At 51.7% G+C, this 25,217-nt stretch carries 18 protein-coding genes and 4 pseudogenes; 9 read left to right on the plus strand and 13 right to left on the minus strand.

All coding sequences use genetic code 11. The annotated features are described in order from the left end of the window. Position 1: 1 nt before the first annotated feature. The 7 genes and pseudogenes from tssK to AACS05_RS19870 all read left to right on the plus strand — a co-directional run. On the plus strand, positions 2–1,339 hold the full coding sequence (gene tssK, locus AACS05_RS19840) for a type VI secretion system baseplate subunit TssK (RefSeq protein ID WP_045447459.1): 1,338 nt from the start codon (positions 2–4) through the stop codon (positions 1,337–1,339). Then, on the plus strand, positions 1,320–2,069 hold the full coding sequence (locus AACS05_RS19845; protein ID WP_045447462.1) for a DotU family type IV/VI secretion system protein: 750 nt from the start codon (positions 1,320–1,322) through the stop codon (positions 2,067–2,069). The genes tssK and AACS05_RS19845 overlap by 20 nt, the downstream gene beginning before the upstream one ends. Next, on the plus strand, positions 2,066–5,605 hold the full coding sequence (locus tag AACS05_RS19850) for a type VI secretion system protein (protein ID WP_045447465.1): 3,540 nt from the start codon (positions 2,066–2,068) through the stop codon (positions 5,603–5,605). Before AACS05_RS19845 ends, AACS05_RS19850 begins: the two co-directional genes overlap by 4 nt. After that, the gene (locus AACS05_RS19855) at positions 5,602–6,528 is read left to right on the plus strand and encodes a type VI secretion system protein TssA (RefSeq protein WP_223307012.1); all 927 of its coding nucleotides are present in this window, start codon (positions 5,602–5,604) and stop codon (positions 6,526–6,528) included. The genes AACS05_RS19850 and AACS05_RS19855 overlap by 4 nt, the downstream gene beginning before the upstream one ends. Further along, positions 6,525–6,917 (plus strand): DUF4280 domain-containing protein, encoded by a 393-nt coding sequence (locus AACS05_RS19860; protein ID WP_071829033.1) that lies wholly within the window; start codon positions 6,525–6,527, stop codon positions 6,915–6,917. Before AACS05_RS19855 ends, AACS05_RS19860 begins: the two co-directional genes overlap by 4 nt. A gap of 131 nt (positions 6,918–7,048) precedes the next feature. Then, a pseudogene (locus AACS05_RS19865) lies at positions 7,049–7,282 on the plus strand (transposase); the annotation flags it as partial. Positions 7,283–7,789: 507 nt separating this feature from the next. Next, positions 7,790–8,038: pseudogene (locus AACS05_RS19870) on the plus strand (Arm DNA-binding domain-containing protein); the annotation flags it as partial. A gap of 117 nt (positions 8,039–8,155) precedes the next feature. Here the strand turns inward: AACS05_RS19870 and dmsD are convergent. The 10 genes and pseudogenes from dmsD to AACS05_RS19925 all read right to left on the minus strand — a co-directional run. Beyond that, a pseudogene (gene dmsD / locus AACS05_RS19875) lies at positions 8,156–8,583 on the minus strand (Tat proofreading chaperone DmsD); the annotation flags it as partial. A gap of 42 nt (positions 8,584–8,625) precedes the next feature. Continuing rightward, positions 8,626–9,483 carry a dimethyl sulfoxide reductase anchor subunit family protein gene (locus AACS05_RS19880; protein WP_045447471.1) on the minus strand — a complete coding sequence of 286 codons (858 nt, stop codon included), beginning with the start codon at positions 9,481–9,483 and terminating at the stop codon, positions 8,626–8,628. Between the two features lies 1 nt (position 9,484). Next, positions 9,485–10,102, minus strand: a complete 618-nt coding sequence (gene dmsB / locus AACS05_RS19885; RefSeq protein WP_045447473.1) for a dimethylsulfoxide reductase iron-sulfur subunit DmsB — start codon at positions 10,100–10,102, stop codon at positions 9,485–9,487. 10 nt (positions 10,103–10,112) lie between these two features. Further along, entirely contained in the window at positions 10,113–12,548 is a 2,436-nt protein-coding gene (gene ynfF / locus AACS05_RS19890; protein WP_045447474.1) for a selenate/tellurate reductase subunit YnfF, read from the minus strand. A 1,182-nt stretch (positions 12,549–13,730) separates the two neighbouring features. Further along, positions 13,731–14,723: a D-cysteine desulfhydrase gene (locus tag AACS05_RS19900; RefSeq protein WP_045447475.1), complete on the minus strand. Its 993-nt coding sequence runs from the start codon at positions 14,721–14,723 to the stop codon at positions 13,731–13,733. A gap of 63 nt (positions 14,724–14,786) precedes the next feature. Then, complete coding sequence (locus AACS05_RS19905) at positions 14,787–15,173, minus strand: RidA family protein (RefSeq protein WP_045447483.1); 387 nt, start codon at positions 15,171–15,173, stop codon at positions 14,787–14,789. 25 nt (positions 15,174–15,198) lie between these two features. Beyond that, a complete protein-coding gene (locus AACS05_RS19910) occupies positions 15,199–16,617 on the minus strand; it encodes a Na+/H+ antiporter NhaC family protein (RefSeq protein ID WP_045447485.1) in 1,419 nt (472 codons plus the stop codon). Beyond that, the gene (locus AACS05_RS19915; protein ID WP_045447488.1) at positions 16,610–17,797 is read right to left on the minus strand and encodes a trans-sulfuration enzyme family protein; all 1,188 of its coding nucleotides are present in this window, start codon (positions 17,795–17,797) and stop codon (positions 16,610–16,612) included. Before AACS05_RS19915 ends, AACS05_RS19910 begins: the two co-directional genes overlap by 8 nt. 421 nt (positions 17,798–18,218) lie before the next feature. Beyond that, positions 18,219–18,374: pseudogene (gene tnpB / locus AACS05_RS19920) on the minus strand (IS66 family insertion sequence element accessory protein TnpB); the annotation flags it as partial. A 1-nt stretch (position 18,375) separates the two neighbouring features. Continuing rightward, complete coding sequence (locus AACS05_RS19925) at positions 18,376–18,543, minus strand: hypothetical protein (RefSeq protein ID WP_190284569.1); 168 nt, start codon at positions 18,541–18,543, stop codon at positions 18,376–18,378. Between the two features lie 303 nt (positions 18,544–18,846). Between AACS05_RS19925 and AACS05_RS19930 the strand changes: the two genes are divergently transcribed. Further along, a complete protein-coding gene (locus tag AACS05_RS19930) occupies positions 18,847–19,383 on the plus strand; it encodes a redoxin domain-containing protein (RefSeq protein WP_045447490.1) in 537 nt (178 codons plus the stop codon). A gap of 127 nt (positions 19,384–19,510) precedes the next feature. Here the strand turns inward: AACS05_RS19930 and gss are convergent, their stop codons facing one another. Together gss and AACS05_RS19940 are read right to left on the minus strand one after the other, a co-directional pair. Further along, on the minus strand, positions 19,511–21,370 hold the full coding sequence (gene gss, locus AACS05_RS19935) for a bifunctional glutathionylspermidine amidase/synthase (protein ID WP_045447493.1): 1,860 nt from the start codon (positions 21,368–21,370) through the stop codon (positions 19,511–19,513). A gap of 151 nt (positions 21,371–21,521) precedes the next feature. Next, complete coding sequence (locus AACS05_RS19940) at positions 21,522–23,810, minus strand: FdhF/YdeP family oxidoreductase (protein ID WP_045447496.1); 2,289 nt, start codon at positions 23,808–23,810, stop codon at positions 21,522–21,524. Positions 23,811–24,028: 218 nt separating this feature from the next. On the opposite strand from AACS05_RS19940, the gene yghU reads away from it, so the two are divergent. After that, a complete protein-coding gene (gene yghU / locus AACS05_RS19945; protein WP_045447499.1) occupies positions 24,029–24,895 on the plus strand; it encodes a glutathione-dependent disulfide-bond oxidoreductase in 867 nt (288 codons plus the stop codon). 49 nt (positions 24,896–24,944) lie between these two features. Here the strand turns inward: yghU and hybG are convergent, their stop codons facing one another. After that, entirely contained in the window at positions 24,945–25,193 is a 249-nt protein-coding gene (gene hybG / locus AACS05_RS19950) for a hydrogenase maturation factor HybG (RefSeq protein WP_003024459.1), read from the minus strand. Positions 25,194–25,217 lie beyond the last annotated feature (24 nt).

Here is a 25,217-nt window from a genome sequence, read left to right on the forward strand (position 1 = left end):
TATGAGCACAATTCCGGCAATGGTTTGCTGGTATGAAGGGATGGCAATGCTACCTCAACATTTCCAGTTGCAGGCATTGCGCAATGAAACGCTTTGCGCAGCGCTCACCGGGTGCGCTAATCCGTGGTTTTGGGGCGTCAACCGGCTACAGATTGACGAAGCGGCGCTGTGTGCAGGAACGCTACGTATTTTGCGCCTGGAAGCAATTATGCCCGACGGCACGCCGGTCAATTATGACATTAGCGACGATTTATCACTGGAGTTTGACTGCGCCCGTTTACTGCCTGCCGCGCCGGACAGTGAGCATATCCTCTGGCTGGCGCTGCCGCCGCTAAACCGTGCCGGACAGTGGCAGTTGATGAATAGCCGCTGTCGATCAGTCAACAGCCCCCCGCTGCCTGACCTGAGTAGCGGTGAATTTCCCGAGAGCATTTCGCAATGGCAGCCCGAACCGCGTCTGGTTTGCCAACACGATCGCGCCGATTTCGTCTGTCTGCCGCTGCTGCAGGTTGTGTATAGCGAAGGCGGATTTCGTCAGAGCGAGTGGTTTCCCCCCTCTCCCACCGTCAACGAAGAGAGTTACCTGGCGCGCCACACCCGACAACTCTGCCTGCAGGCAAGAGAAAAAATTCTATTTCTGAGCCGGGAAATGCAGTTGGCGCAACACGGGCAGCGTACCAACGACTGGCTATGGCTTACGCTGTCGCTGCAAAGTATCCAGGGCGCATTGCCGCTGGTGGAAAGCTTGATTAGCAGCGGGCGGCCGCACCCACAGGATCTTTACCGCGCGCTGAGTCTCTTTATCGGGCAAACGGCAATACTGACTCAGGATAAAACGCTGCCCCTGCTGCCAGCTTTTGATTATCAGAACATGCTGCCCGCATTTGCATCTCTTTTCACCGTACTGAAAAACCAGTTGGCGCATATTCATCGCCGCTATCAGCGGCTAAATTTCAGCAAACTGGATAACGCTTTTTCACTGCAACTTCCGCCGGATCTCCACGCCGGAGAGCAGGTGGTGATAGGTCTGCTGATGCCCGGAGGCAACGCCGCCAAAGCAGAAAAATGGTTACAAATGAGCCTTATCACCAGCCATCCCTTTGTATCTGTCCTGCGTCGTCAGCGGATGCATGGAATGACGTTCTCGCCGCTGGCAGCAGAACAGCGCAGTGACTGGGAAATCGACGGCAATGTGGCCCTGTTTACCCTAACCCTTACCCTCCAGTGGTTCGAAAAAGGGACGCCGCTGGTTATTGCACCATTGCATGAAACAGAGGATATACCGCAGCAGATCATGCTCTACAGTCAGGAGGTAAGTCATGACGCCCGCGCATCCTGATATGCCAGCCAGCCGTCTGTTTGATGAGATTTACACCCGCTGGCTGGCGCAGTTCGAACGCTGGAAAAGCACTCCGCTACCGCCAGATGAGCTGCATAATCAGGCCGTTGTATACGCCAGTCAGGTGGTAGAAGAGTATAACCGACGTCTGACCCGCGAACTGGGTTCGCCATTTCAGCAGCAGATTGACGCTGCCGTTTATGCCCTGGTCGCGCTGATTGATGAGTCCGTACTCTATGGTGACTGGCCCGCACTCTCCCTGTGGCAGTCCTGTCCACTGGAGTATCATCTGTGGCAAACCCATAGCGCAGGGGATCAGATCCCCCGCAAGATCACCGCCCTGCTCAATGAACGTAGCCCAGGTAAACGAGATTTAGCCGCGCTGTATTTGCGCTGCCTGACGCTGGGGTTTGGTTCCCGACGTAGCGATTTTAATCTGCAGAATCATCAGGAAACCTGCCGCCTGCTGTGGCATTTTGCCTTTCAGCATGACGCTCAGCTCAGCGATATAGCCGAACGTATGGAATCGACCGCGCTGGGCCCCTCTTTACAGCTTCCGGCACATCGCCGCCTGCCAGACAATTCGCGCCTGCATCTTATTGCCCTCGTCATACTTTTGGCGCTATTGCTGCTGAGTCAGCGATTGTGGCTGAGTATTGAAGATGCCATTGGCGTAAATACGCTGCCAGATTTTCCGGTAACCCAATCCTGCCAGGGAGATGATAAGTGACGCAACCCTGGCTTACGCTACTGATTATTATGCTGGTGCTGTTGGCGATTACTCTCTGGTGCGCCTGGTGGCAGTGGGAATACCGAAACGATACATTCAACCGTGCGCAAAAGGAGATCCAGCGAGCCTGCACAGGCCAGGATCCTTACGACAGTATGCGAATCCTGATGCTTGGCGATGAAGAGGATAATCGTCTGCTTTGCCGCAGTTGGTCACTCACCGACGGCCAGGAATACTGGTTCGGGCAATGGTGGTTTAATCCTCAGTGCAACCTTCTGTGCCTGCCGCAAACGCTACAAACCGTTGGCAAAAAGCGGCTAATTCGCCAGAACGACTGGCAGAAGACGCTGTCTGCACTGGTGAAAAGCCGCCCACAGCGACCGCTGGACGCACTGATTATCACCCTTTCATTAGAGACGCTGTACGACGATGATACTGTCCGCGCCAGCTTGTTGCATAACTGTCAGCAGTTGCAGCAGGTGTGCGGACTGAGTCTGCCAATTTACCTGATCATCAGCGGCATGGAATCACTGGAAGGCACTGCCTCTTTACTGGAGCTATTGCCAGAGGATGCTCGCCGCAGCCCTATTGGCAGCACGATTCCGGTCGCCAGAGAAGCCATCTGGAAACCGCAGTGGATCGACAATGCCCTGGACAATACCCGTACTTCGCTGCGGATGTTCATCACCGAGCTTGGCGCGCTGCGAGGCAACACGCCGGAGCAATTATTCCGCCTGCCAGAAAACTTCCCACCGCTTGCCGCACCGTTGCATGACACTTTTGACGGCCTGTTTAACAGTCATGCCCGCGATGAGCCGCCGCAGCTACGCGGGATCTGGTTTGTTGCACGAACGATGGCGGAGGGCAAACCGCAGATGAAGTTTTGTCAGTCGCTGCTGAGCGGGAAAATTACCGCTGAGCGCGGCCTCGCGCTTCCGGTTCGCCGCCTGCTGCGCCTGAACCTGCGCCGCCATTTCATAACCCTCGCCTGCTATAGCTGCCTTTGCGTTCTCTGGCTTGCCGCCATGACCTGGAGCTGGCGATACCAGCACACCAACGCCGTACTATTGCACGATCGTCTGCAGGTCCTCGCCACAGCCGCCCGAGCCGATATCACTGGTGAGCGTTCCACCACGCTGTACTGGCGGGTTCTCAACGGCATTCCACAGTGGCAGTTTCGTTCCATCGTCTGGCCCGGCTCGCTGTTCAGCCGTACCGATACAAAATTGCGCGAGACGTTTAACAACGTCACCCTGGCCAGCCTGCTGGTGCCCGCGACCAACAGTATCTGCCTGCAAAATCAACATGAAAGGGGCTTTGAGCAGGACGATCTGCTACCCGAAGAGCGTTACCGGCAAATTCAGCACTTGCTCACTCAGGCAAAACAAATGGAGTCGCGCTATTTGCCGTTGCTGCAATTGATGCAGATGAAGCAACCCACTGTGCAGACGTTGGCAAACGTCAGCGCCAGCGTTTGGGGCGTGACCGTGGACACCGACTCTTTGCCCTCGCAGGAAAAGCTCAACGAGATGTTTGCCACGCTTAATCTCTCGCGTCTGAAATTACCCGACGCCAGCGAGTTGACTCAGCGCAACAGCGTACTTTTTTCTCACGAAACCATGCGCTGGCTGGAGCAAAACTATGGCAATACCAGCCTGGATAACAACGAAGAGCAACTCGAACAGCTGCTGGCGCTATTTGGCAACGGCTCCGGGGTTACCCCGTTGTTCGTCCGCTCGCTGATCCGGCAGGTCAGCCGCTTACAGGCAACGCTGACAACCATCAATAACCTGAGTCGTGACGCAACAAATTCGCCAATCAGACTGCCACTGGATGAGCTGCTCGCGCAGGCACGAACCCTTAGGCTTATCGACAACGGCGTGGTTCAGGAACTGCTTCACCACGAAACCCTACTTCGCCAACGCTTTCTGGCACAGGTTGATGGCTCCAGGCTGCACTTCTCCTCACTAACCGAGCAATCCCCGGAAGGGCAATTCAGCGTATCGCCGGATCTTCTGGCATTACAAAAAAGCTTGCGTGATTTACTTAACCAACCCTTCTGGCAGCAAGGAGCAAGTCAGCCCACCGGGGACCCTGTCGGTTATCCCGGCAATCTGCAACTCCAGCAGGCGCTGGCGCTATATGGCGGATTTGAGCGCTTTACGCAGCAGCTTCCAGACAGCATCTGGCGACCCAAAATCACCATGCTGGCGCGACAGGCGGCGGAAAACGCCATCCTTCAGGCGCTATACACAGAGGCCGCCGGAACCCCAGATAACAGCAATGTCAGCACCGCCAGCGCGGATCGGATCATTGAGGCCTTCAACCAGCTCAATCGCCCTCAGCTTGCTATAGCATTGCGCCAACAAACCGCAGACCAGGTGATTAGCCGGGTACGTCAGGACGGCGGCGCGTTACTTCCGTCGATTAACCCTCCGGCGGTCAATTACGCTACCACAGAACAGGCTCAGGCTAGCGGGCAGAAAATTGCCGGGTGGGCTAGCGCACAAGCAGAGCAAATCTCTGGCGTGCTGGTCCGCTATCAGCAGGATATTGACTGGCTCGACAAGCAGCGCCCATGGCTAACGGCAATGGATAACCAGCTTATCGTTCGCTGGAGTAGTTCACTGGCAGCCATGCAACGACTTCAACAACAGGATCCTGGCAGTCCGCCGATGCAGATGGCGACCCTTGCCGCCGCGCTGCCGACGCTCTCCGCACAGAACTGCCAGAGTGAATTGGAGCAGTTTCACAGCGCGGGCAGTAACGATTTTTACGGTCAATCGCTCAACGCGCTGGTAAACGCATCATTGCAAAAATGTCAGCAGTTACGCCAACAGGCCAGCATCGGCGCGGTACAGAAGACCTTCAATCTGTACAACACCTGGCTTGCGGGGCGCTTCCCCTTTACCGCCGTGCCAAACGCGCCGGATGCTGATGTCGATCGGGTGCGCGAACTGGCCGTTTTGCTCACGCAACTCCCCGCCGAAACGCTATCCGAACAGCCGCCACTGATTCAGCAACTGGCAGCAGCACAACCGTTACTTTCGGCGTTGGTCAGCCCTGAAGGCGTGACGTTACGGGTTATCTGGCGGACCTCACGCAACCATGAGGCTGGCGCGGATCAGATTGCCGACTGGCGGCTCGTCGGCAATCAACAATCGATAAGCTACCCCGATGGTTCAACTGACCTGCACTGGCGCAGCGGCGATAGTCTGAGCTTTAGTCTGCGCTGGGCAGCCAATTCCGCCTGGCGTCCAATGCCAGGCCTGTCACAGACAGGCGTAACGGTAAGCGGTGATACTGGGCGTTGGCGCTGGCAGGGAGCGTGGTCGCTGCTCAGGATGATTGAACAACAGCGCGTCGGTGGCGCGTTGACGCAACCGCTGCCGCTGCGCTTTTCGCTCCCCGTAGGCGATGGTCAGAAGCCATTGCAGTCGACGGTATTTTGGCAGGTCACATTGTTAGATGCCCAAAGCAAAGCGCCGCTACCATGGATACCGCTTACCGAGCAGGGATTATCAGGAGGAAAATGATGGAACATATTCAGGCATTACTGGCCCCCATTCAGGCGGATAATCCGTGCGGGGACTCTATCCGTTATTCACCAGAATTCGACCAGTTGGTCGCCGCCCGCCAGCAGGATGACGAAACGCTGCCCACCGGCGTCTGGCAAAGTACGCCGCGCCGTGCCGACTGGGATGAAGTCGCCAAAATCGCCACCGTGCTGACGAAAACGCTCAGCAAAGACCTGGTCATTATGAGCTGGTTGGGTGAAGCATGGATTAGAGTTCGCGGCTTAGCGGCCCTGCCCGATGCGCTGGCATTAGTGACTCTGGCGCTGGAGCATTATCCCGAGAAATTACATCCCCAAATTAAAGAAGGTGACTATGACTATCGCGCCGCGCCGCTCAGTTGGATGGCGCAACACTACGCCACTCTGGTCGCTGAAGTCCCGCTGTTTATCGCTCATGGGGAAACCGTCTCACTGACCCAGTGGCAGCAGGGAAAATTTTCTGACGTTCCGCTGCCAGGCGCAGACGAGTCCACCATAAAACTCCTGACATCCAGCATCGAGTGGCTCACACGTCTCAATGCCGTCTGTCAGAACTGGCCTGCAGCATCTGCACCTTCATTTAATGCACTGGAACAAAAGATCAAAACCGGCCTGCAGGCGTTAGGAAGCAGCGCATTGCCGGTGCAACCGCATTCTGTCAACGAGGAAAGCTCCCTAACACTCAGCTATAACGCCACATTTGCCCATCGGGAGGAGGCATATCTGATGATTAAACAGGCCGCAGACTACCTGGCGCGCACCGAACCGCATAGCCCGGTACCCTATTTACTGTATCGCGCCTTTGCCTGGGGGCACACGCCATTACCGGAACTGCTTTCAGAACTGATTAATAGCGATGAATCCGCCCGCCGACTGTGGCGGCAATTGGGGGTACTACCATGAGCTGTCCCGGAGTTTGTACCGGCGCATTGCTTCAGTGTTCCTTTGGCATCGCGCCAGGTACGTTGAACGTGCTGCCCACCAGCCGAACAATCGTTGGCAACATGCCGATGGCGAATATTATGGATAACAAACCGTTTGTGAACATTATGCCGTTCGGCATGTGCAACAGCCTCGCCAACCCGACCGTTGCTGCCGCGACCGCCGCAGCGCTCGGCGTGCTGACGCCAATGCCGTGCATCCCCGCCACACCAGCCCCCTGGATGCCGGGATCACCCACAGTATTAGTGGGAAATATGCCCGCTCTCACCGCCCAGTCAACGTTGATCTGCATGTGGGGCGGTGTGATCCAGATTAGCTTTCCTGGGCAGATGACGACTGTTGTGGCGTGATGTTATGCCCTTGAAATTAAGGGGTACGATTGCAGGAGACTACGCTGCAAAGTAATTGCAGCGTCTTTAAAAACGGCTCTCGCACTCCATGGCGACCGTTTTGAACTCGGTGAAATTCCGGCTCGCGCAGGATTATTCAACAAACAATAGGGCCGGGCATGAATGTCTTCTGCGTCGCACGCCTGCACGATATTTAGTCCAGCTTGTTGTTTAAGTGGAAGAAACAATATCAGGAAGGCAGCCTCACCGCTGTTACGGCCGGAGAGGAAATCGTTCCAGCCTCATAGCTCTTGGCTGCACTGAAACAGGTTCGGGAGCTCCATCGCCTTCCTGGCAAGAAGGCGATGGAAGTTGGGATCCTGAAAACGATATGCGCTGGTGTTCAGATGGCTTCGAATTCGGCTGCGACAACGGTGAAAAACTGCGGGTCACGTTCTCGCTGGACTGCGGTGGTATGCCTATTACATTTTCAGCGAAGAGCGTGACCAGAGGGAAAATTCTTACATCAATTCACGTACGACCTTCATACTTAAATATCAATTTTTCGTAACAACCGTCACAAAAATAAAGTGATTTTTTATGGGGGCTTTAATGGGGGCACTGCTTGGTCATTTCCTCAATAAAAACAATGACAAACAGCGTGTTAATCGTGGATATGATTCCGAGTCCGGCACCAAAATTCATATCAACGGACCTCCACGGAGGTCCGTTTTTGCATTCAAACCCCGCCAGTATCAACTCCTCTAGAAAAGCTCAACTCCCCTCTACTCAATCAACTTCCCCCCACATCAAGCCCTTTGCGAGGGTATCAATGAGGGTATAGTCTGAGTTGATAAAGCTTATGCCCCATTTACTATCAGAAGACCTCGCCAATGGCGCTCACTGACGCAAAAATCCGCCGAGCTAAACCCGATAAAAAACCTTATAAACTTGCCGGCAGTGGCAACATGTTTTTCGGCTCTTGCTACCGGCGGCTCCGCTACCGTTTTCTGGGCAAAGAGAAAACACTCGCTCTGGGTGTTTAACCTGAAATCTCGTTATCAGAAGCAAGGGAAAAATACGATTCGGAGAGACAGGTAATGGAGGAAATTGCCCCGTGCGAACACAAATGGCTCAACAAGGCCGAGATCTCAAAAAGTGCATGGAACTAAGACGGGTCTATTTACAGTAACACTAAGTATTAAAATAAGGCTCTGTCTTAACAAAAACCTTAACTGGTATTTGTATTTGCTACGATAACGACCCATTTCGTCAAGCCATGCCGTCATCAGCAGCAATGAACCCACGTGACCTTCTGGCTCGTTTTACTGCATCTCAAAGTGAATGCCGTTGTCGCGCATCCATTGACGCAGGGCCACCATGGACTCATCAAACAGGCGTTTTCCCGATCCAGCCAGACAGAACCCCATGGCGGTGATGGCAGAGCATACGGTCCGACAAACAAGCGTTGAAAAGCTGTAACCAGGGATTCATCACTTTTGGCTTTAAACGTGGCGGCCAGAGGAGATAACGTCTCTGGTGGAAGAGGTCATTGCGTTTGCCAGTCACCCGTCGTTAACGCTGATACCAGCGATGCAGCTTCGGCGCTGTCTGACGCAAAGTAAAACAGGGCACCCAGCACGCGCGCTGTCAGGGCAAAATCATCACATTGCGTAAAATCTGTCATCAAAATCATCCTGAAAAGTGCGGGTCTCCCCGCACAGATTTATTAACCCGCTACCGCCATACCGACTGTCATGTGCAAGCCATAAAACAGGCCACGGCCAATGATTTCGCCACCAAGCACCAAGAGTAGCCCCAGTAACAAACCCGCGACGTGAGGTTCTTTGCGGCGTACCAGCGGGCAGATCCAGCAGCCCAGTCCCACAACAAGCAGCACTACGCGGCATACCTGCAAAGAGGCATAATCAGGAACCAGCGCAGAAGCCTGCTGAACAGAACTGTGGATAGTTGACAGCGACATGCCCTGCGAGACAATAACCGCCACACTCACCAGCAGCGCCAGTACGCTGATACTGGCAAATGTCGTGCCGTTAAAGTTCACCCGCGAGGCACGTAACAGTAATACCGCGAACAACGGACCACTGAGCAACACCGTCATGAAAAAGGCCACCGTCGTATAGCCAGTAGACCAGGTAGGGACGGTATCGATCTGATAAACACGGGTCATTGCCCAGACAAAGACGACGCCGAGCACCATAGTAAGTAATAGCCAGAGTTTTCCCAGAGTCTGCGGCATTTTACCCAACATGGCCACCAGCCACCATAGTCCTCCAACGGTGAAAAAGAGTGAGCCCACTGCAATCTCATTACTGAGCCCGGATGCGCCAATGCGGTTGAGCGAATTAAATGCGCGCATCGGTGATCCCAGGTGCATGACAGAAGCCAGGAAGCCCAGTCCCATCACCAGCCAGATAAAAAACATGCTGCGGATTATGCGTTGCCTGGCTGTGGCATCGTCTTTCATCGCCAACAAGCCCAGCCCACTCACAATCAATGCGCCTGCCACACACTGGCCGAGTACCGTAAACAGCACCAGCGGCCATTCATGCCATCCATTTCCCATTTCAGACCTCCTTCGGATTGGCCAGATAACCGGTGGTATCCCCGGTTGTGCGGCTGTTGGCATTCGGTTTAATGACAATATTGGGTTTGGTGAAGTGCGCGCCAGGTAACGGGGCCACCGCCGCCAGCTCACCGTGTTTTTTGCGCAGTTCGTCAATCGGGCCGAAATCCAGCGCGCGCAACGGGCAGGATTCGACACAAATCGGCTTCTTGCCGTCGGCCACGCGATCATGGCAACCATCGCACTTGGTCATATGTTCTTTGGCTGCGTTATATTGCGGCGCACCGTACGGACAGGCCATATGGCAGTAGCGACAGCCAATGCACACCTCTTCATCCACCACCACAAAGCCATCTTCCCGCTTGTGCATTGCCCCGCTCGGACAAACCTTGGTGCAGGCCGGATCTTCGCAGTGGTTACACGAAATGGAGAGATAGTAGGCAAACACATTCTGATGCCAGACGCCGTTGTCCTCCTGCCAGTCGCCACCCGCATATTCATAGATACGGCGGAAGCTGACGTCCGGCGTTAAGTCTTTGTAATCCTTACAGGCCAGTTCGCAGGTTTTACAACCGGTGCAACGGCTGGAATCAATAAAAAATCCATACTGAGTTGTCATCGGTTACTCCTTAGACCTTTTCAACCTGAACGAGATTGCTATGAGAAGGATTACCTTTCGCCAGTGGCGACGGGCGGTGCGAGGTCAGGATGTTAATGGACCCCCCGTGATCGACCTGATCACCAAACATATCGGCTTTCAGCCACGCACCCTGACCAATCGCCGTTACGCCAGGGAGAATACGCGGCGTGACTTTGGCGGGAATCAGCATCTGGCCATTATTGTTAAACACCCGAACGGTATCGCCATGTTCAATACCCCGTGATTTCGCATCAATTGGGTTGATCCAGATCTCCTGCGGACAGGCTTGCTGCAGCACGTCGATGTTGCCGTAGCTGGAGTGGGTGCGCGCTTTATAATGGAATCCGGTTAACTGGAGCGGATACGTTTTACGGTTCGGATCAGCCCAGCCGTCAAAGCCAGGCGCGTAAGCCGGTAGCGGATGGATAATCTCATCCTCTTTAAGTTCCCAGGTGTCGGCAATAGTAGCCAACCGCTCTGAGTAAATTTCAATTTTCCCGGATGGCGTTTTCAGCGGATTAGACTTGGGATCCTCACGGAATGCACGGAAAGCAACGTAATGCTCCTCCGGACATTTTTTCTTGAAGATGCCGGTTTGCTTCATCTCCTCGTAATCCGGCATGTCCGGGTTGCGTTCTTTGGTCTTCGCATGCAGGTATTTCACCCATTCATGCTGCGTCCGTCCTTCGGTGAAAGTCTGATAAACATCCGGACCGAGACGGCGAGCAATTTCACTGAGCATCCAATAGATGGGTTTTCGTTCAAATTTCGGTGAGGTCGCGGGCTGACCGAGGATCACATAACCCATGTTACCAGCGGATTCGTGGGAGATTAGGTCTTCCTGTTCCGTAGGCATTAAGTCTGGCAGCAGAATGTCACAGTATTTTGCAGACGCCGTCATGAAGTGTTCAATGCCGACAATCATTTCGCACTTGCTGTCGTCCTGCAGGACTTCATGAGTATGAGAAATATCGCCATGCTGGTTAATCAGCGTATTACTGGCGTAACACCACATAAACTTGATCGGAACATCCAGTTTATCTTTGCCCCGAACGCCATCACGAGTGGCAGTCATTTCGGTACCATGATCAATAGCGTCAGTCCAGGTGAAAACGGAAATTTGCGTTTTCACCGGGTTATCGAGCATCGAAAACCACTCCACGCCAAGATCCCATGTACCTTCACGGACCCCTGAGTTACCGCCGTTGATACCAACGTTGCCGGTCAACACCGACAGCATGGCGATTGCTCGCGCAGTTTGCTCTCCGTTGGAGTGACGCTGAGGTCCCCAGCCCTGACAGATATACGCTGGTTTGGCAGAGCCAATCTCACGTGCTAACTGGATGATTTTATCTTTTGGAATACTGGTGATGTGTGATGCCCATTCCGGCGTTTTGGCAATACCGTCCGGCCCGTCACCAAGGATGTAGGCTTTATAGTGCGCGTTACGCGGCGCGCTGGCCGGCAGAGTGGTTTCATCGTAACCAACACAGTATTTATCGAGGAATGGCTTATCAACCAGATCTTCGGTAATCAGTACCCAAGCGATAGCCGCAGCCAGCGCACCATCTGTACCCGGACGGATGGGCAGCCACTCATCTTCGCGTCCCGCAGCCGTGTCATTATAGCGTGGGTCGATGACGATCATGCGTGCATTAGAGCGCTCACGAGCTTGTTCAACATAGTATGTGACGCCGCCGCCACTCATGCGTGTTTCAGCTGGATTGTTGCCGAACATCACAACTAATTTGGTATTGGCAATATCATCCGGGCTGTTGCCGTCATTACTGCCAAACATGTAGCTCATGGCAGCGCTGATTTGTGCCGTACTGTAACTACCGTAGCGGCTGAGGTAGCCACCGCAGGAATTCATCAGCCGATATGGAACGTTGGAGTTGGTAATGTTTCCGCCATCAACGCCAGTACCGTACAACACATGTACTGCTTCGTTACCATAATCCTTTAGGATCCGCTTCAGATTGTCGCCAATGGTGTCCAGCGCTTCATCCCACGTGATACGTTCAAACTTTCCTTCGCCCCGTTTGCCGACACGTTTCATCGGGTATTTCAGTCGGTCCGGATGGTTCATTCGTCGACGAATCGAGCGACCACGCAGGCAAGCGCGAACCTGATGGTTACCGTACTCATCGTTGCCGGTCGTATCAGATTCAACCCAGTAAACCGAGTCATCTTTCACATGCAGACGCAGAAGGCAGCGACTACCGCAGTTAACAGTACATGAACTCCAGACCGCTTTTTCTTCGACCGCCGCGGGTGTAAGGCCGTCTGTGGCGCGAGCGATACGAGAGAAAGGAAGGGTGAAAGAGCTGCTGGCAAGCGCAAGGCTACCAATCGCGGATGTTTTCACCAGGCTACGGCGGCTTACATTTGTTGCCATGAGGGATTCAGGTGGGGTGATTTTCATGGTTGCTCACTTTGCTGATAAAAATAGTTTTGTCACGTCTTCGAGCCTGTATTTTCGGAATCTACAATTTATATAGTTTCTGTCGTAACCAGATGAGTGTGTTGCTTATTCTCTTTGACCCGGCAAGGGAATAAGTATGATGTAGTGGATGCCGAAACGACTCAGGATGTCATCAATATCCTCACAGGCATTGCTGTGTGAAATATTCATTATGAATCAATTGGATGTTATCAATAAAGTGAGCTTACCCCTTAAGGGGTAAAGGTTATTAATCTATATCAAACTGAAGGCAAAAAGTATGCGTTAAGTGAACGTCTCATCCAATCGGGAGTTTTCGACAGTATCGATCTTTGCTCTACTAACTACTCATGCAAGAAGCCAGCAGCACACCGTGATAATGGTGAATATGTCGCTGAGGATGTTTCTTCTGTCGATAGGGTGAGAAGGCAAACCACGCCGTTGGCGGATCTGACGATCCAGCGCAACGATCATCATGTACATACGTCCAGCGTCATTTGTCGTGGCAGAACTCCACACAAGAGGAGGCATTCAGCACAAGCACTGACTGGGGTCTGTATTTATCACTGTTGATGGAGGCGGAGCAGGCATCACCACAACTGGCAGCATCGCTGGTGATTAGGGAGCTTGAATCATTCGAGTTATTTCTACGGGGTTCTTTTCACCAGGATTGGGATTCCACTTAGAGGCCGCTGTACAGATGTTTCCTTAGGGGCTGTAATATGTAATGGATTGGACTATCACATTAAACATCTTATGTGCTTTTCAGCAACAGTAATAGAAGGACATAACCTTAACCTGCAGACCAATCTTAAGCGGCTTGCGCTCAATACCATCAGTTTTCAACGTCAGAGGAAATACATAATAAGATCATCGGCGGTTATCATTGATTGCGATATTTAAAACTCCATTAGTAATCTTTGCTCTATAGTCGGTTAAGATTTACAACATGCTGATCAGCAACTTATTTAAATAATGGTATAAAGATGTTATTGAGTTGCTTGCACGGCACTACAGATTTAGTAGGCTGGGGATGTCGTCAGCAACTGGCAGGCAGAAATCCCCCCAGACTCCCCCGTTTTATATTCCCTGACCATGACATGTAAAAAAACCACTCAGGCCCGCTGAAGCTAGAGTGGTTTAAATTCTCGTTAAAGCCGTAAATCAGACGTGGGGATAGTAAGCAAAGAGCGCCGGAGCGCCGCCGGTATGGATAAACATCACGGGCCCGCTACCGTTGAAGCGCGATTTTTTCACGCCATCAATCAGACCTGCCATCGCCTTGCCGGTATATATCGGGTCTAACATAATGCCTTCCAGACGTGCCAGCAGTTCCACAGCTTGCATCCCTTCGGTATTCGGCATGCCGTAGCACGGAGCAAAGTAGTCATCCCATAGCGTCAGCGGCGACAGTGACGCCACGTCCAGCATCGCGGATAATTCGCGCTGTAGTTTCTCCACCTTGGGCTGCTGATCGCCAACAAGGCGAGATACGGTCACGCCTACGACCTCAACATCAGGTTGGCAATGGGCAAAACCAACGGCTAACCCAGCATGCGTTCCTGCACTCCCGGAAGGTACCACGATGGACTGCACATTAAGATTCATCTGATCACACTGCTCTGCTATCTCCAGCGCACATTCAACGTAGCCCAGTGAACCGAGCGCATTTGAACCACCGACGGGAACAATATAGGGCTTTGCTCCATTTGCCGAAAGCCTGGCGCTAAACTGTTGCAACTGCGCATCTGGATCGTTAAGTTCATCAACCATTTCAACCTTGCAGCCCATCAGGCTATACAGCAGATGATTGCCGTTCCAAAGATAGTTATATTCTGCGGTTTGAATCGGATTTTCCAGCAACGCCGCGCATTTTAGTCCAAGATGTGCGGCCGTTGCTGCGGTCTGTCGTACGTGGTTGGACTGAATTGCCCCTGCGGTCACCAGTGTATCGCAACCTTTATTGAGGGCATCTGCCGCCAGAAATTCCAGCTTTCTGAGCTTATTGCCGCCCATACCAAGATGCGAAACATCGTCGCGTTTGATATAGATATCGTGCTGTAAATATTCCGACAGTCGCTTCAGATGTTGAACGGGCGTGGTCCCCCCCACCAGCGCGACGCGCGATAGGCTATGCAAATAGTTTTTTACAGACATAAACCTTCCCTTCAAATAAATACGGCGCTTGATGAGCCGCCGTAAAGTCGTATTTGCATTGAATTAGCTTTGCCAGGCTACGGCTTCGATTTCCACTTTCACATCTTTCGGTAGCCGAGCCACTTCTACACAAGAACGCGCCGGGAAAGAAGCGTTACGCTGGGTGAAAAACTCAGCGTATGCATTATTGATTGCGGCAAACTCATTCAGATCTTTTACAAAAATATTAATCTTACAAATATTGTCGACCCTCAGCCCTCCTGCCTCAATAATGGCCTGAATATTTTCCAGACTCTGCCGGGTTTGGCCTTCGGCGCACTCAGGAATGTTTCCCGTTTGCGGATTAATGGGCAACTGGCCAGAAGTAAAAATAAAATTACCGGTTCGCGCACCCTGGATATAGGGACCAATTGCTTGTGGAGCATTTTCCGTCGTAATAATTTCAGTCATAGCCAATCCTTAAAGAAATTTTTGGTTAAAGAGTAAAGCCGACAATTAAATAGACAATGAGAGCAAGTCCTCCGGTTACCAGCGCATAAGGCATCTGAGTACGAATATGTTCAATATGGTCACAGTTGGTCGCCATCGAGGCGACGATAGCATCGCTGGAGATGGGGGAAGTCATATCACCAAAAATTGATCCTGAAATAGCTGCACCAATCATAAAGTGCGGGTCAATACCTAATGACACGCCCAGTTGAACACCAATCGGAATCATAATAGCAAAGGTTCCCCATGAGGTACCTGTTGCCAGAGACATAACCGCCGCAATCAGGAAGATAAAGCCGATAGAGAAGCCGGATGGAATAACCCCAGAGGTTATAGAAGCAATATACTGCCCGGTATTCAGCTCAGCAGAAATATGCCCCATCAGGAAGGCCAGAATCATAATTGAACTAATTTTAACCATGCTGGCATAGCCAATATACAGCTCTTTAAAGAAGTTCTCGACGTTGAGAATGCCACGCACTCTGAACCAGATAAATGAAACCATGGTACCGAACATTACGCCGGAATAGACCGACATCGAACCGCTGCCTTTGGAGAACTGCCCATCACCAGTGATATACAGAACAACAGGAACCATCAATACAGTGGAAAGAATTGGGATAAAGAAGTTCAGCAATGAATTACATGCCGGGTGGTCAATCACTGGATCCACATCTTCTTCGCCATGCTCTTGTTCTATTTCCGACAGCGTCGTTTCAAACTTCACTTCAGCCTTTTTCATCGGTCCCCAGGTGCAGCCAGAGAGGATGTAAAAGAGAACGGAACCTAATGAGAACCAGGCCATGATATTCCAGATCATCGAACTGGCCAGCACCTCAAAAGGTTCGCCGGTCAAGTAACCCTGCGCAATCTGTACGCCGATAACCCCCATCATTGCGGCCCCCCATCCGTTGATCATCACTGATGAGCAGACGGAAACGCAGGAAGTCTGGATAATATAGGACATCTTTTCTGGAGAAACTTTATAGCGTCGAGCAAGGTTTTTTGTGGATGCACCAGCGATCAGCTGATTTATTGAGCTCTCTATAAATATTAACGATGTCACCACCATCGCCAGCAGTTGTACCGATTTTTTATTAGTGACAAAATCATTTTTCTCTGAGAGAAACTGCACCAGTTTACGCACTCCGCCAGTCACCACAATCAGCCGCATAATGCCACCGATCATCACCATAAACACAATCGTTCGCGTATTACCGGCGGAAGCGAATGTTTCGATGATTCCGTTCAGGGTACCGCCAACCCCCAGGATAATACTGTGGTTAATCACCGCGTAGCCGACGAAAATGCCGGTGAGCAGCGAGAGGATCACCTGGCGGGTAAGGATAGCCAGAATAATGGTGACCAGCGGGGTAATAATCGTCCAGATACCATAATCATGCATGATGGTTATCCTGTGTGATGTCCATAGCGGCGAAGGCTATGTCCATGTCTTGTAGCAGATCATCGATATGTTCAATACCAACGGAAAAACGCAACGTAGTGTCATAAACCCCGATGGCTTCCCGCTCTTCTTTTGACATGGATCCATGGGACATAGAGGCAGAATGGTTAATCATGCTCTCCACCCCACCCAGCGATTCCGCCAGCACAAAATAATGCAGTCCGCCGATAAACCGCTTAAGACTGTGGATATCCCCCTTCAACGTCGCAGTTACCACCGCACCACCTGAGCGCATTTGCGCCTTGCACAACTGGTGCTGAGGATGCGATGGCAGGCCAGGATAATAGACGCTGGCAATCGCCGGATGGTTTTCCAGATATTCCGCAACACGATGAGCGTTGCTGCACTGGCGCTCCATACGCAGGTCCAGAGTTTTCATACCGCGCAGGGCAAGATAGGCATCAAAAGGTGAGGCAATAGAACCGATAGTCGTTTTAATAAAGTCGAGTCGGGACGCTAAAACCTCATTGTTGGTTATTATCGCGCCGCCAATTAAATCGGAATGCCCGCCGACATATTTACTGGTAGAGAGCATCACTATATCCGCCCCCATTTCGAGTGGTTTATGGTTCCAAGCACTGGCAAAAGTATTATCGACACAGGTGGTAATAGCATGTTGTTTAGCTATACGGCAAACCTTCGCAATATCGACCAGTTCCAGCAACGGATTAGTTGGCGTTTCAATCCAGATTAGGGCCGTATTTTCCTGAATACTGTTAACCAGGCTTTGCTCATCATTAAGATCAATATAAGAAATAGTTGCGCCGGTGGTATGAGTTTTTAGCTTCTCAAACAACCGCCAGGTTCCGCCATAGACGCCTTTCATTGCAATAATATGGGCATCTTTAGGCAGTAATTCCATCACGGTATTAGTAGCCGCCATTCCCGAAGCTGTAGCGGTAGCATAAATTCCTCCTTCCAGTTCTGCCAGTGCAGATTCATAAGCTTTGCGCGTTGGATTAGAAACGCGTGAATAACAAAAATCGCCACCTTCGTGAAGATTAGATTGTATAAATGAACTGGCAGTAACGATTGGGGTAAATATAGCATTATTTACCGGATCGGATTGACTTCCAGCGTGAACAGCTAGGGTTGCAATATCTTTAGTTCTGGTTTTCATAGGGTACACTCAAACTATTATTAGTCATAAAATATCGTGAGCTTATATTTATGTAGTCATCGAAGATGGCGAAAAAAAACAACAGCCAAAACCTCGTTTAATAGCCAGAGAATAAATGGCCATTTCATCATCAACATAGTGATTGGTGTCCTTCAACCACAGTTAGAATGTATATTAGGCAGGGAAGAAAATCTTACCTATTTTCCCTCTGATCAGGCAAAAATGGAGAAAAGTATTCTCCACATGAATTTAATGGTTATTCACAACTAATTGATAAATAATTAAATTATTAAAAATGGTGATGTTAATCACAAAAAAATGGGGAAAAATATACTCTTTCCATGGGGGTTGAGTGTCAAAAAACCAGCGTAAAGCAGTTGCCATCTTAATGCTTATTTTACGGGGGAATGATACATCTGAACAGTTTGACCGGGCTTCCACTGCACCCCCGCAAGATAAATACGTTTCCGGACGGCGGGTCATCCTTTAGCGTAATCTGCAACTTAGCGGCCAGACCGTTGAAGCCGTTGCACATATCACTAATACCTGCAACCAGACAGATTTGGGTCAACGGGATATTATTTGAGCACCTGTATCAGCAAGATCAGGCGTTTTTCTCTGACTGCGGCGTTAAGGCAGAGCGCCATAAATATCAAGTGTAGCCGGGAGTTGCCACTGTTCTCATCCTGGCCACGCCCAAGGGTAAAATCATAAGCACCCGCCACAATACGACCCGTTGAACTCACAACACCTTCCAGCCTGGGTGTGGAGTTTTCCTTGCATATAGTATCGAATCAAAACTACGTTGACAGGCGATTCTGCCTGCGCATACAATCGAATGATACCGAGTCGATACTATTATCCCACAGGGAGAGTCGCCATTTTCTTTCACGCGGGTTGGCCGGTATGACGGGCTAATGCATCCGTTCACGCGCTGCTGCTTTGCGTCGAGGATGTATTTAAAGTTACCTTCGTAAACCAATGCTGCCGGGTAAAGTAAACCAGTAACTGATACTAACCCGCAGATCCATGCGGATTCTGGAGAGAACATGAATAAGATTCGTCATCCGCGCGCACCAGCCCTGACTGTTGAACGCTGGTTTAATACACCACAGCCGATAACCCTGGAGTCACTGCGCGGCAAGGTCGTGGTGATGGAATCATTCCAGATGCTGTGTCCAGGCTGTGTATCTCACGGGTTACCGCAGGTTTCTCGCGTTTACGCCACTTTTCCGCAGGATAAGGTGGCAGTGATCGGGCTACACACTGTTTTCGAACATCATGATGTGATGACCGCACAAGCGCTGAAAACCTTTCTTTCAGAATACCGTATCCCCTTTCCCGTCGGAGTGGACATGCCGTCTGCGGAAAGCGACATTCCTCAAACCATGCAGGCCTACACTATGCGCGGTACACCGACACTGACGTTAATTGATCAGCAGGGATACTTACGCCAGCAATATTTTGGTCAGGTAGACGACCTGGCACTGGGGGCAGAAATCGGCGCGTTGTTGAGCGAATCTCTGTCTGTTTCCTCAGAAGAACCTGTAACATCAGGGTGCAGCGATGGCCAGTGTGCACTGTAAGTCCAGACCCAACACCACTATTCAAAAAAAACCGCCCTGATGGCGGTTTTTACTTTTTGGATTTTCAATTACGGCTCGCTCGTTAAAACCCCGCGATGGCAAATCAGCCAGCACGGGGATAGCAAGGCTACGCCTTCACCACAATCAACGGTTCGATATCGCTCTCTTTTTTAATCACCAGCGACTCATCACCGCGCAGGCAGGTGCCACCGTAGTTACCGCCTACGGTGAACGTACAGACCTGAATATATTTACCAGCAACCTTTGGCAGACACCAAAGCTGTTGGTAAATGTTCTTCTGCTCTGCGAACTTACCGCTGGTCTTATCCAGTAACTCTTCCTCATGACTCACCAGATCGATGTTGCTGCCACAACGTCCTGCAATAGGTTTCACCGCATAACCGGTTTGTGCCAGTTCGTCGTTGACAGTGAAATCCGTATCAAGCAGATAGCGATGATGTGGGAACAGTTGCCACAGGATCGGCAAAATCGCCTTATTACCGGGAATAACCGTCCACAGTGGCTCAAAGACCAGCACTTCCGGGCGCAGCAGCACGTCGATCAAGCGCACTTCCTGGTGGGTGTGTCCGGTACGAATCGGAACAGCGGCGTACTCGGTTTCGCTCACCTCGCGCACCTGCTCAATCGCGGTTTCCCATGCCCAGGTTTTCCAGACACAGTTCACCAGACGACCGTCGCCATCAATCAGTTGTCCCGCTTCATCCCAACGCAACTCGTCCAGACCACGCAGGATTTTGCTCTCGAAACCAGCCTGATGTAGCGCCTGCTGCATAAACTGCGCGTGGTAGTTCTCCTCAATGTCCTTATCCTGCATGATATGCACGAAAGGACGCGCACGACTGTGCTTCCAGGCGCCCGCCAGTTCGTTAATCAACCCTTCTGCAGGATTGTGCCCCTGCCCCGTGTAACCCCGTTCAGCCCATCTTTCAAGGATCAGGCCGGCTTCAGTATGGCACGATGCAGAATCGGCGTTGTATTCGTATACCTTCAGCCCACGCTCATCCATACAAAAATCCATACGACCGGTGATCATATGATGGCGACGACGCTGCCAGGAAAGGCGCAGTCGTGGCCAGAGGATTTTCGGGATATCAAACAGAGCCAGCAGATTATCGTCTTTCAGCACTTTATCAGTGGCGTGGAGATACATCAGATGCAGCTCGTTGGTCGCTTTTATCAGCTCCTGCTCTGCACTCTCGGTAATGGTGAAGTACTGGTGTGGGTCCTGATTAATCACGTGTCCGTTCGCCAGCACGTAGGCTTTTTGTAGCGGATCCCGCTCATCCAGCCATTTGCCATCAAATTGCCCTTTATCTTCCAGGCGTGCACCGTCAATTTTCAATGACTCGTTGGCGATTTCCGGCTGCGGCAGGCTGTATCGGGTGTCGTCAGTCTGGATCATCCAGCCAAGGATCGTGGTGTCATCAAAGGTATCACGCAGCGTGTAGCAGCCATTTTCGACCACCATCTCCAGTTCGCGAGTCCACTGCTGTCCAGGAGGCAGCGGCGTGTGGATCACATTCTGTTCAGCAATGCGGATTTTGTTTTCCAGTAGTTGAGTGATAATTGCCACATGGCCGGTATCTTTGAACTCGCCACCTTTTTGCCAAATAAGCAGCGCACCTGCTACCGGTGCCCGGGGTGAGCCGTTGGGGAATGCCTGAAGCGGCAGGATATTATCATTCACTACTTCACGCAGAAAGCGCAAGGAGAAGATCTCCCACGCCATGCCCACATCCGTGAACACCACACCATAGTTGAGGAAAAGAAAGCGGCGCGCAAACTCAACGCACTGCCATTTGTGGCCCATATATTCATCGTCGATATAGCTGCGAAAGGCGGCATCATCGTCATAGTCCCGTGGGTCGAGGGAGCTGTAATCTGAAGAGTAGATTGCTACGCCGCCTGGGGCGTAGCCCAATAATGTCCCGAATGGGGCATCCTGACTGGTCGTTCCTTTGCTCATGCACCTTACCTCAAAACAATACAGCCTGAGCAGCCTGGCGTGAATTTTCGCTCTGATTGCCTGCTCTGCGACACTAACCGGACAGAGGTCGACCTATCATACACCTCAACGCAGCGACTGGCGCTCAGAGGAGAAAAATTCACATCAGGAACTACGCTTTCATCAGGATAACCGGTACGCTTTTATATGCCGGGGTCAAACTTTCCGTGTCGACCGCATCGAGTGACAGCAGCACGTTCGCTTCCGGCAAATACGCACCAATGGAACCCGCCGCCATGTCGTAAATCACCACCGTTAGCCCGTACATCATGCGTTCAACACAAGGCTGCCCGCTATCGTCCAGTGCCTGAACGTTCACAACATCACCTTGAATCAGACCACGAGCAGTCGCTTCATCTTCACTTAAAAAAACCACATCGCGCCGACCGGTAATGCCACGGTAACGGTCGTTCATCCCATAAATAGTGGTGTTGTACTGGTCGTGGCTACGCAACGTTGCCAGCACCAGCGCATCAGCAGGTTGGTTTTCACGTTCGATTGCGCGCTGACGGCTGACGACAAAGTTGGCTTTACCATTCGCAGTTCGCCACTCGCGACGTGATGCTGGCGTATCCATGCGAAACCCACCCGGCTCAGCGATACGTGCATTGTAATCATGAAACTCCGGGATAACAGCTTCGATAGCCTCGCGGATCAGCGCGTAATTACCTGCTAAGTCTTCCCAGTTTACCGGCGAATGAAGAAGTGTGGCGCGTGCCATTCCAGCCACAATGGCGGGTTCGGATTTTAACCATCTGGAGGCCGGCTTCAGCCCACCGCAGGAGGCATGCACCATCGACATCGAATCCTCGACGGTTACAGACTGAACACCGGTAGCCTGTATATCGCGTTCCGTTCTGCCCAGCGCAGGCAACAGGTAATTGTGTTTTGCCAGCAGCAAATGCGATCGGTTCAGCTTGGTCGCGATATGGACCTGCATATCCAGTTTTTTTATCGCCGCGAAGGTACGTTGCGGTTCTGGCATCGCCACCGCCAGGTTGCCTCCCATGCAAATGAGGGCTTTCGCCTCGCCCCGTTCGATTGCCCGAATACTTTCCACGCTGGATCGACCATGTTTACGCGCAACGGTGATAGAAAAATGTGCTTCGAGCCGCTGCAGGAAATCTTCTGATGCCGCCTCATTGATCCCCACAGAACGGTCACCCTGTACATTCGAATGACCACGCAGAGGGCAAATCCCCGTCCCCGTCTTACCGATGTTGCCTTTAAGCAACAGCAGGTTCACCAGTTGCTGAACATTTTCTGTACCGTTTTTATGCTGGGTGATACCCAGTCCGTAGCAAATGATGGTGGCGCGGGACTTATTGTAGTTGTGTGCCAGATCTTCCATCTGGCTACGCGTCAGACCGGAATCCAGTTCCAGTTCCGCCCAACTACGCTGGCGTAAATCCTCATACAGCGCAGAATATCCGGCGGTATGTTCATCAATAAACGCATGATCGAGTGTCGGCGGTTGATCGAGCAAGATCCGCGCCTCATCCATTTCGATCAACGCCTTCATAATACCCTTGAGCAATGAGGCATCGCCGCCCATTTTGACCTGGTAGTAGTCGCTGCTGAGTTCCGTCGCCTGGCCGGTGAACATCTCTTTCGGACTCTGCGGAAAGCTAAAGCGCTCAAGCCCTCTTTCGGTCAGCGGATTGATGGAGATAATTTTGGCCCCACGGTTGGCGACATCGCGTAACGTGGTGAGCATGCGCGGATGATTAGTACCAGGATTATGTCCAATGCAAATCACCAGATCACAATGGTTAAAATCGTCAAGTTCTACGGTTCCTTTCCCCAAACCGATTGCCCGCGTCAGCCCGGCACTGGTTGGGCCGTGGCACATGTTTGAACAATCGGGAAAGTTGCTGCTGCCGTATTCGCGGGCAAACAACTGGTAAAGGAACGCTGCCTCGTTTGAGGTTCTGCCGGATGTGTAAAATTCTACTTGCTGTGCTGAATCATAGCTGCGCAGGCGTTCGCCAATTTCCTGAAACGCAATGTCCCACTCGACAGCCTGCCAGGTGTCAGTTCCGGCATCGTATTTCATCGGATGCGTCAAACGGCCTGTATTTTCCAGTTTATAATCGCTGTATTGCCACAAGGTTGAAACCGGATGGCGGCTAAAAAACGCCGGTGACGCTTTCTTCGTGGTGGTTTCCCAGGAAACTGCCTTTACGCCGTTTTCGCAAAGCTCCATCGGCGCACGATGACCCGGATCTGGCCATGCGCAGCCCGGGCAGTCGAACCCCTTCACCTGGTTCATTTTAAACATCGCGATAATGTCGCGCACGACTGCCTTTTGCGAAAACACTGAAGCAGTGACGGCTTTTACCGCGCCCCACCCACCCGCCGGTCCCTGATAACCGCTTACTCCTGGAACACCCTTTTTCATTATTACTGCTTATTGACCGCCAATGATTGATGGTGAGTACGGTAGCAATTTCCGTCTTACATTGATTTCCTCTTGATGGAGTACGGTCTGAGTACAATGAACGGGTTATATTTATCTTCCCCTTTCAGCACAAAGCGACATAAAGTCCCAATCTGTTAAATTGAGTTCTACCTAACTGCTACACTGCTTCAACACAACCACTCAGAAGGCAGGTCAACATGTCAGACAATACTTATCAGCCCGCGAAAGTCTGGACGTGGGATAAATCAAACGGCGGCGCATTCGCCAATATCAACCGCCCTGTTTCCGGTGCCACACACGAGAAAACGCTGCCAGTCGGCAAGCATCCATTGCAGCTTTACTCGCTGGGTACGCCAAACGGTCAGAAAGTCACGATTATGCTGGAAGAACTGCTGGCGCAAGGGGTGAAGGGCGCGGAATACGATGCATGGATTATCCGCATTGGCGATGGAGATCAGTTTTCCAGCGGCTTTGTGGAAGTGAATCCCAACTCCAAGATCCCGGCTTTGCGCGATCATTCGCAAAACCCGCCAGTTCGCGTGTTTGAGTCTGGCGCCATCCTGCTTTATCTGGCGGAAAAGTATGGTTATTTCCTGCCGCAGGATCTGGCGAAACGTACCGAAACGCTGAACTGGTTGTTCTGGCTACAAGGAGCGGCGCCCTTCCTCGGCGGTGGCTTCGGACACTTCTATAACTATGCACCGGTTAAAATTGAGTACGCGATCAATCGCTTTACGATGGAAGCCAAGCGTTTACTCGACGTGCTGGATAAGCAGCTGGCGCATCATCAGTTTGTGGCAGGGGATGAGTACACTATTGCCGATATGGCAGTATGGCCATGGTTTGGCAATGTCGTTTTGGGGAACGTCTATGACGCGGCAGAATTCCTTGATGCGGGAAGTTATAAAAATGTTCAGCGCTGGGCAAAAGAGATTGCAAAACGCCCGGCGGTTAAGCGTGGTCGCATTGTAAACCGCACTAACGGTCCGCTTAACGAGCAGTTGCATGAACGCCATGACGCCAGCGACTTCGACACGAATACCGAAGATAAACGTCAGGGTTAAAATAAGATGCCGGATTAGCCTGTTCGCTATCCGGCATTTTCAGAAGTGGTCACGCGCTGGTGACGTCATACTCCATACGGCGAAGTGCATCTAACGTGGCTTTAGCTTCATCTTCATCAATGATGCTCATGGCGAACCCTACGTGCACCAGCACCCATTGCCCAACCAGCTCGGCTGTATCACCTTCACAAATCAGGGCAATATTGACATCTCGTTTGATGCCGCACACTTCAACCTGCGCAAGCTGGTGAATATCCTCACCAACGGCCAGAACCTGACCCGGGACTCCAATACACATATCTGACTCCGCCCCATAGCAACC

This window comes from Citrobacter sp. S-77, from assembly GCF_963864895.1.
Classification (GTDB): Bacteria; Pseudomonadota; Gammaproteobacteria; order Enterobacterales; family Enterobacteriaceae; genus Citrobacter; species Citrobacter murliniae.